Source organism: Hydrogenophaga sp. OTU3427 (assembly GCF_038440225.1).
In the GTDB taxonomy this organism is placed as follows: domain Bacteria; phylum Pseudomonadota; class Gammaproteobacteria; order Burkholderiales; family Burkholderiaceae_C; genus Hydrogenophaga.
Genome location: NZ_JASATI010000080.1, coordinates 1 through 7649 on the forward strand (window position 1 = coordinate 1; position 7649 = coordinate 7649).

General features: G+C 61.6%; 9 protein-coding genes, 1 tRNA gene, 1 pseudogene and 1 riboswitch. Of the genes and pseudogenes, 7 read left to right on the plus strand and 4 right to left on the minus strand.

Annotation, left to right across the window (positions count from 1 at the left end; genetic code table 11):
- Positions 1 to 61: 61 nt before the first annotated feature.
- The 4 genes and pseudogenes from AAHB17_RS23940 to AAHB17_RS23955 all read left to right on the plus strand — a co-directional run.
- A tRNA-Met gene (locus AAHB17_RS23940) sits at positions 62 to 138 on the plus strand.
- Between the two features lie 229 nt (positions 139 to 367).
- Complete coding sequence (locus tag AAHB17_RS23945) at positions 368 to 805, plus strand: hypothetical protein (RefSeq protein WP_342133575.1); 438 nt, start codon at positions 368 to 370, stop codon at positions 803 to 805.
- A 221-nt stretch (positions 806 to 1026) separates the two neighbouring features.
- Positions 1027 to 1120, plus strand: a riboswitch (cyclic di-GMP riboswitch).
- 171 nt (positions 1121 to 1291) lie between these two features.
- Positions 1292 to 2080 (plus strand): hypothetical protein, encoded by a 789-nt coding sequence (locus tag AAHB17_RS23950; RefSeq protein WP_342133576.1) that lies wholly within the window; start codon positions 1292 to 1294, stop codon positions 2078 to 2080.
- Positions 2081 to 2151: 71 nt separating this feature from the next.
- Positions 2152 to 2406, plus strand: a pseudogene (locus tag AAHB17_RS23955) (transposase); the annotation flags it as partial.
- A 181-nt stretch (positions 2407 to 2587) separates the two neighbouring features.
- On the opposite strand, the gene AAHB17_RS23960 reads toward AAHB17_RS23955, so the two are convergent.
- Positions 2588 to 3418: an alpha/beta fold hydrolase gene (locus tag AAHB17_RS23960; RefSeq protein WP_342133577.1), complete on the minus strand. Its 831-nt coding sequence runs from the start codon at positions 3416 to 3418 to the stop codon at positions 2588 to 2590.
- A gap of 81 nt (positions 3419 to 3499) precedes the next feature.
- Between AAHB17_RS23960 and AAHB17_RS23965 the strand changes: the two genes are divergently transcribed.
- Together AAHB17_RS23965 and AAHB17_RS23970 are read left to right on the plus strand one after the other, a co-directional pair.
- Positions 3500 to 3841: a hypothetical protein gene (locus tag AAHB17_RS23965; RefSeq protein ID WP_342133578.1), complete on the plus strand. Its 342-nt coding sequence runs from the start codon at positions 3500 to 3502 to the stop codon at positions 3839 to 3841.
- A 177-nt stretch (positions 3842 to 4018) separates the two neighbouring features.
- On the plus strand, positions 4019 to 4462 hold the full coding sequence (locus tag AAHB17_RS23970) for a universal stress protein (protein ID WP_342133579.1): 444 nt from the start codon (positions 4019 to 4021) through the stop codon (positions 4460 to 4462).
- A gap of 24 nt (positions 4463 to 4486) precedes the next feature.
- On the opposite strand, the gene AAHB17_RS23975 is transcribed toward AAHB17_RS23970, so the two are convergent.
- The 3 genes from AAHB17_RS23975 to AAHB17_RS23985 form a co-directional block, all read right to left on the minus strand.
- Entirely contained in the window at positions 4487 to 4759 is a 273-nt protein-coding gene (locus AAHB17_RS23975; protein ID WP_342133580.1) for a hypothetical protein, read from the minus strand.
- Between the two features lie 111 nt (positions 4760 to 4870).
- Entirely contained in the window at positions 4871 to 6073 is a 1203-nt protein-coding gene (locus AAHB17_RS23980) for an ammonium transporter (RefSeq protein ID WP_342133581.1), read from the minus strand.
- A 513-nt stretch (positions 6074 to 6586) separates the two neighbouring features.
- Positions 6587 to 7135 (minus strand): midcut-by-XrtH protein, encoded by a 549-nt coding sequence (locus AAHB17_RS23985; RefSeq protein ID WP_342133582.1) that lies wholly within the window; start codon positions 7133 to 7135, stop codon positions 6587 to 6589.
- Between the two features lie 137 nt (positions 7136 to 7272).
- Between AAHB17_RS23985 and AAHB17_RS23990 the strand changes: the two genes are divergently transcribed.
- On the plus strand, positions 7273 to 7649 hold a 377-nt coding region (locus AAHB17_RS23990), incomplete at its 3' end, for a hypothetical protein (RefSeq protein ID WP_342133583.1).

The window sequence follows — 7649 nt, forward strand, 5'->3', positions numbered from 1 at the left end:
CGTCGAAAAACGCGCCCCGGCTTTCAAACACACCTGAAATTACGCTATAATCTAGGGCTTCGGCGCTTTAGCTCAGTCGGTTAGAGCGATGGAATCATAATCCACAGGTCCGCGGTTCGAATCCGTGAAGCGCCACCATACAATAGCCCGCAGTGTTCGCACTGCGGGCTTTTTCTTTGCCCGGGCTGAGCGTGTAGCAAGGTCGTGCGCAGCTTCTATTGCAATTTTGGGCACAGACACCTGAGACGCTGCCGCGACGGTGCGAGGCAACGCTGTTGGAATCGGCGTTGCGGCACGGCAGTCACACCAGGCACAGGGTGTGCCGATAGCAGGTTACACGGCGGCGTGTGGGACACCTTGTTGTATCGTGGACTACAAAACTGCCACCGGTGCCACGATGCTTCAAAAAATCAGCTATCCGCAGCTCAACAGCCGTCAGCAAGAAAACTACAACTTCCAGAAAGTGTCGGCATGCCTCGCCGACTATGGATTCAATTGCCTGCGCCTGACCGACGACTGGCACGGGGCGGACTTCCTGGCGTGCCACATCGATGGAGAAACCTTTCTGAAGGTTCAGCTCAAAGGGCGCCTGACGGTCGACAAGAAATACATGGGCAAGAACATCTACATTGCCTTCAGCGATGGCCGGACTTGGTATCTCTATCCGCACGACCCCGTGGTCAAACATCTGTTTGAGGCGGGACTGGTCAAAGGCTCCCGTTCCTGGGAGGACGAGGGCCACTATAGCTGGCCCAGTCTGTCGCAAGCGGTTGTCTCGGTCATTGGCAGGTATGCGCTGGGTTGATTGAGGAAACAGCCCACGCAATCTCGCAGATCGCCACTGTCTGCCACTGGAGATGTCGGTTTACACGACGCTGGAGGTTACGGTTACGGGCACGCTGCCGGCTGCGATGGTGGAATCAGGTTACACGACAGTGGCCGTTACGGCTGAGTAACGCTGTCGCGCTGAGGAACCGTCTATCGGTCGCGCCGTAGACGAACGGTAGCTATTTGCTACAATCGTTACCAAATCACTGGCACACCCGCTCGAAAGACGGGGTCGCAAAGCCTCCGGTCTTCCGTTCCCCAACAAGGGAATCACGATAGCGGGGTTGCCTTCAGTTCCACTCGTTCGGCTTGGCCCGCATGTGTGGGCTGTTGCTGCAAGCCTGGCACCAAGCGTGCCACTTCGCTTGGCTTTGCCCCCTACTCTCAGTTGTTGTGTCGATGGTTCTTTGAAATTTTTTGGCCTGCTTGAATTTGGGCGGCCAACATAATCACTCAATTGATCATGAAACACCCCCCACACCAACTCGTCGCACTTGCCTGCTTTGCTTTGCTGGCTACTGGATGCGCAACTCCATCCAACAACGCCGACATTACCCATAATAGCGCCATTGCTTTGGGCCACAAAGCTATTCGAGAGTCTGTGCCAATCGCAGGACTTCCAGCGCATGCCTTCATGGGTGCCAATATTCAAGAAAAAGGATCTTATAGAGTTAGCTCCAACGGATTTTGCCCAGTAGACAACCCAACGCGGGTAGCCAAATCCTTTATTGAGAGATGCGAATCCCAGGGAGCATCCATTAATAATGGATTTTGTCAAGCCTCCGAGAATTCGGATGACGTTTTATTTATGGCAAAACTCACCCGCCGAGGCAATTCGGACTGCTGGACATTGGCGGTGGCCGAGCCGGTCGGCAGTATACACTCCAACGAATACCGAAATTACCTACTCGGACAAGGATACGTGCCGAAAGCACAGCGTGATGAACTTCTAAAGGCCAAGCAGGACCAAGAGCGCAAGAGAATTGAAGATCAAGCCAAAAGGAAAATCGAAAACGATCGAAAGGAGCAAGAGCGCCTTGCCATAGAGCTTCCAAAAATGAAAATGAGAGGCGCTCGAGTCTGTAAAAATGTTGGGGACAGCACTTATATTGGCTATGTTGAGGACTTCACCGATGACAAGCTCAGAGTCTTAATACAGGATGGCTTTCTCACACTTAGCCCATACATAAAATCCAAGGTAGATGCCGGCACAATTTGGTGGGACCAATATATTGTCTGGCGTCTTTGCTGAAGACGAGCCGCACCTTTAGGGAAGGTCTGCAAAACCCCAGCGCCTGTGGCCCTATGTGAGACAGTGAAGGCATGAAACAGATGAGCCTGGGCGAGAGCGGATCCGAGCGCAAGACCAAGAGGACGCGCAAGCGCGAGTTCCTCGATGAGATGAACCTGGTGGTGCCCTGGGCCGAGCTGGTGTCGTTGATCACACCGCACGCACCCGCTGCAGGCGTCAAGGGTGGGCGCCCACCGTTTGCCGTCGAAACCATGCTGCGCATTCACTTCATCCAGTGGTTCAACCTCTCGGACCCGACGATGGAAGAGGCGTTGTACAATCCACCGTCCCAGGCGGTGCAACCTGGGTTTCAACCTGTTGATTTTGTTGGCGATTTTCTGGGGAGCTTGGTCTCCCTGAAGCGCCACCATACAGAAGCCCGCAATGTTCGCACTGCGGGCTTTTTCTTTGCCCCTGCGGTACCTGTGACCTGCAAGGTCAACACCACCTGCCCTGAACCATCCAGCATCACGCCACCGCGCGGATATGCCCACCGATCAACAGAGCCAGGTCGGCGGGATGGGTCGCGATCATGAAGTGGTTGGCGCCATCCAGCATGTGCAGGTGGGCCGCCGGCAACTGGTCGACGAGCAGCTGGTTGCAGCGCCGCATGGCCGCATGGCTGGCGCCGCCGCACACCACCAGGGTGGGCACCGCCAGGCGGGCGAATGTGTGCGGGGTGACGTGCGTGGCGTACGCGGTTTGCCAGTCCAGGATGTTGGTGGGCGTGTGGCCCATCACCTTGTCCTGCAAGGCCGGCGGGTACGCATCAAAGGTGCCGGCTCCGCCGTAGAAGTCGATCACGTGGCGCACGGCCTGGCGATCGCCGCCCTGCCAGTCCTCCATGTAGCGGGCGGTCATGGCATCGACCTGCTGCTTCAATGGGCCGTCGGCTTCCGAAGCCAGCAGATGGAACTGGGTGGGCTCCAGCAGCGTCAGGCTCAGCAAGCTGGGTGATCGGCACACGGCCCAATGCAGGGCGACGTAAGCGCCGAAAGAATGCGCAACCAGGTGCGCGGGCGCATCGACCCGCGCCAGGACGGCATCGAGCACGTCCATCTCGTCCTCGATGTGTTGGCCCCCGGGCTGACGCCGCTCCTGCGTCTGTCCGTAGCCAGACAAGCTGGTGGCGATCACGCGGTGGCCTTGCGCCAGCGGCGTGCTGATGTGGCGCCACGACGCCCCGGTGGAAAACGACCCGGGCACAAACACAATGGGGACGCCCGCCCCACTTTCCTGGTATTCGACCGTGCCCCGGGGATCGGCTTGCTGGGATGCGGTGGCACCAAGGGGGTTCATGGCCGGCTCCAGATGGGTTGCTGACGTGGGCGTATTGTGGCCGCGCTCATGCAGAATCGCTCTCTTTTCGAAAGAGCCCGCATGCCGAAAGTCGCGTTGAAATCGCTGTTGCTGGCAACCCTCCTGGCAACCACCTGCCAGTTGCACGCCCAACCCTCCACGGCCCTGGGCGACCCGGGCTGCGGCGAGTGGTTCGTGTTGCCCAACGCCACCAAGAAGCTGTGGCTGCTGGGCTTCCTGTCGGGCATGAATGTCGCCGCCGACCGCCAAGGCCCCAAGCCCCGGGACTCGCTCGCCATGCTCCCGTCCGCCAGCCAGGCCTTTCTGTGGGTGGACAACCATTGCCGGGCCAACCCCAAGAGCACGGTGGAAACCGCCGCCGTCGCGCTGTTCGACGACCTGGGAAGGAAAAACAAACGGTAACGGTTGGCCTCCAGCGCGCCCATGGTCGGCGCTACGCTCATAAGTAGCTTCCACAGCCACACGGGCCACGGCTTTGCACGACACTGGCGGAGCCAACCCAACGTCCCGTTTGTCCGTCACACTTGCCGGAGCCAAAGGGGTCTATCGTTGGCTTGATCGACCAACCCTGGAGACAACATGTACAAAAAACTCTTCGTTCCCGTCGATGGCTCCGAACTGTCCCACCGGGCCATGGACGGCAGCATTGCGCTGGCCAAACAGCTGGGCGCCGCCATCAACGGCTTTGTCGTCGAACCCGATCTGCCGCTGTCGGTCGTCACGCCCGACGCCCACGCCTCCACCGAACGGATCAAGCAGCACGAGTCCATGAACGAGGCCCACGCCACGGCGCTGCTGGACCAGTTTGCCCAAAAAGCCAAGGCGGCCGGTGTGGAGTTCATCGCCTCCCATGTGACGGCGTATTCGGTGGACCACGCCATCATGGAAGAGGCCGACAAGGCCGGTTGCGACATGATCGTGATGGTGACCCACGGGCGCGGACCGGTGGGCGAGTTCCTGTTTGGCTCACACACCAAGGCGGTCATCGCCCGCAGCAAGCTGCCGGTGCTGGTGCTTCACTGAACCGGCGCACCCCTCGGCGCGCGATCAGAACAGCGCGTCGAGCAGGGCCGGCGACACCACCGAGGACCGGCGATTTCGCCGGTACCACTGAGGTTTCAGGCGCAGCACCTCCAGGTGCCCGCTCTTGGACACGGCGCCGCGCATGCCCACCTTCACCGGCTCATCCTCGGCCGCCAAATTGATGGACCGCTGGGCGTGCTGGCGCCATTCCTGCTCCGATTGTTTCTCCGGGTCCAGTGCCCTCTCCTGCACCCAAGACCACACCGCCTGCCACCCCTCCGGGGTCAACTCCACCATCACGTCTGCCACTTCAAAAAACCGGGGACCCGCATTCTAAGTGGGCCATCCCCTGGCCCCTGGCGTGCACCGGCACCCGAGCGACACCGTGCGCGTGGGCGAAAGCAGCGCTCACCAGTTGGCTTCGCGCTCTGGCGTCGCCCGGATGCGGTGGATGCTCAGGTCGGCGCCATCGAACTCTTCCTCCTGGCTCAGGCGCAGGCCCAGCGTCCACTTGAGCGCGCCATACACCACCAGGCTGCACAGCAGCGCCCACGCCACGCCCATGAGCGTGCCCAGGAGCTGTGCCCAGAAGCTGACGCCGCCCAGCCCGCCCAAGGCCTGGTGCCCAAACACACCAGCGGCCACCCCACCCCAGGCGCCGCACAAGCCGTGCAGGGGCCATACGCCCAGCACGTCGTCGATCTTCCAACGGTTCTGGGTGAGGATGAACATGCCCACAAACAGTGCGCCGGCCACGCCACCGACGACCAAGGCACCAAGCGGGTGCATCAGGTCGGAGCCCGCGCACACGGCCACCAGGCCCGCCAGCGGGCCGTTGTGCACGAAGCCGGGGTCGTTCTTGCCCACCAGCACCGCCGCCAGCGTGCCCCCCACCATGGCCATGAGCGAATTGACCGCCACCAGGCCCGAGATCTTGTCCACCGTCTGGGCACTCATCACGTTGAAGCCGAACCAGCCCACCGTCAGGATCCACGCGCCCAGCGCCAGGAAGGGAATGTTGGACGGCGGGTGCGCGCTCATCGCGCCGTCCTTGCGGTAGCGGTTGGAGCGTGGCCCCAGCAGCAGCACCGCGCCCAGGGCCAGCCAGCCACCCACCGCATGCACGACCACGGAGCCGGCAAAGTCGTGGAACTCGGCCCCGGCCAGCCCCTTGATCCAGGCCTGCACGCCCAGGTGCTGGTTCCAGACAATGCCCTCGAAGAAGGGATAGACAAAGCCCACGATGACCGCTGTTGCGATCAGTTGCGGCCAGAACTTCGCACGCTCGGCGATGCCGCCCGAGATGATGGCCGGTATGGCGGCCGCGAAGGTGAGCAGGAAGAAGAACTTCACCAGCTCGTAGCCATTGCGCTCGGCCAGTGCCTGCGCCCCCACCATGAACGAGGTGCCGTAGGCCACGCCATACCCGACCACGAAGTACACCACCGTCGACACCGAAAAATCGACCAGGATCTTGACCAGGGCATTGACCTGATTCTTGTGGCGAACGGTGCCCAGCTCCAGAAAGGCAAAACCGGCATGCATGGCCAAGACCATGATGCCCCCCAAAAGGATAAAAAGAACGTCTACGCCCTGATGTAGTGCATCCATGGTGGTCGTGGCAGTGAATTTTGATCGATGGTGGGGCAAAAAGGGACCCCGAAGAACTTTCGCACCAAGGTGAAGCAAAAAGTGAGCCAAGCTGGTTCACGGGGTGGGTGGGCGCCCGTTTTTGGGCACAGTCAGGGTCGCGCCGATGGCGCGGGCGGCATTCCCCGTGGCCGGTGAAGGCCCGAAACCGGGCATCAACTGCCCAGCAGGGCCAGGAGCCGACGGACCCAGCCGAGGCAGCCCCATTGCTTGCTCGTGCCCGCCACGGTGTCTTGGCCCCTGATCAATCCTGTGAAAAACAAGCTCGGGGCCGCTGGCCAAACTCGGCGCTCTCTCGCGTCCAGCCGCGCGCCTGCTCGCTCATCAAACCCAGGCCAGGACGCGTCGGCACCACCTGCAGCCGGCACGTCTCTCCAGGCGCTTCTCGAGGTGCCCTCACAGAAGCCCTGAGCCGTGGCCTGTAGGAACCTGAAGATCTCGCGGTCTGCGGGGTCCGGCCGCAGCGGGGTGAACTCAGGACGGGCAACCACCGGTGCTGCAGAACCTCACGTAACAGGCGGGTGGACTGAAACCGGTGTTGGCAGGAATGCGCATGCCCAGCTGGCACTGGGGCGATGCGAACGGGGGACCGACCACATAGCCCGATTGGGCCTGGATGGCCACGATGTACAGATCCTGCCCGCCGGTATTGGCCACCGGCACGTCGACGTTGGCCGGCAAATCGTAGGCCTGGCCGACCGTCAGGTCGGACGCATCCACGCCCACGCTCCCGTAGGCATGCCGCGCCACCCCCAACCCGCCGGCCACCAAGGCCAGTGCGGCCACGGGCAACAGCAAGGCGGAAGCCACGCGGCCCGCCCCACCCCGCCGGAGGGAGCGCGCGGCCACTAGGCCCACCACCCCTGCCAGCACCAGCAAGCCCCATTCGGACAAGGTGGGAATGGACGTGGCGGGCGGTGACGTGCCGAAGGTGATGCTGCCAGCCGACTGGGCGGACGCCGCGCCCGCCGCCAACAAGATCGTCAGCGCCAGCAGGCAGCGCACATTGAAAAGAGGTTTCATCATTGATTTCGGAAATACGGAAGAACAAATGTAAATTATTGTCGAGGCATCAACCTGGCGCAGCGCCACTACCGCCACGTGCGCCGGCTTTCGCATGTGCGATATCGCTGGCTTAAACCAAAAGGACAGAACTTACCGTGGCAAGCATCCCCATCTCCGACCTTTCCTCTGCCTCGGCCATTGCGCTGTTGGCTGCCACGGTCAGCCTGAATGCGCAGGCCCAGAGTCAGGCTGCGGTACCCGAGTGCGTGCAGGACACGCACATCACCGAGCGCTACATCCCCGTCGAATTGCTCACGGGCAATCCCATTCCCGAAAAACAGGAACTCAGCTTCGCTCCCGTGAAGCGGATCTACCCCTTCATTGATGCGTCGCCCGACCGCACCGGCGACATCAAGGAAACCAGTCTGGACGGCCCCATGTCCTGGATGGGCCAGGGCGGCAAGGTGTACGAAGTGTATGAACGGAAAGTCCCTCGGGCCCACGAGCGTTTTGCGCTGACGCCGGATGGCAC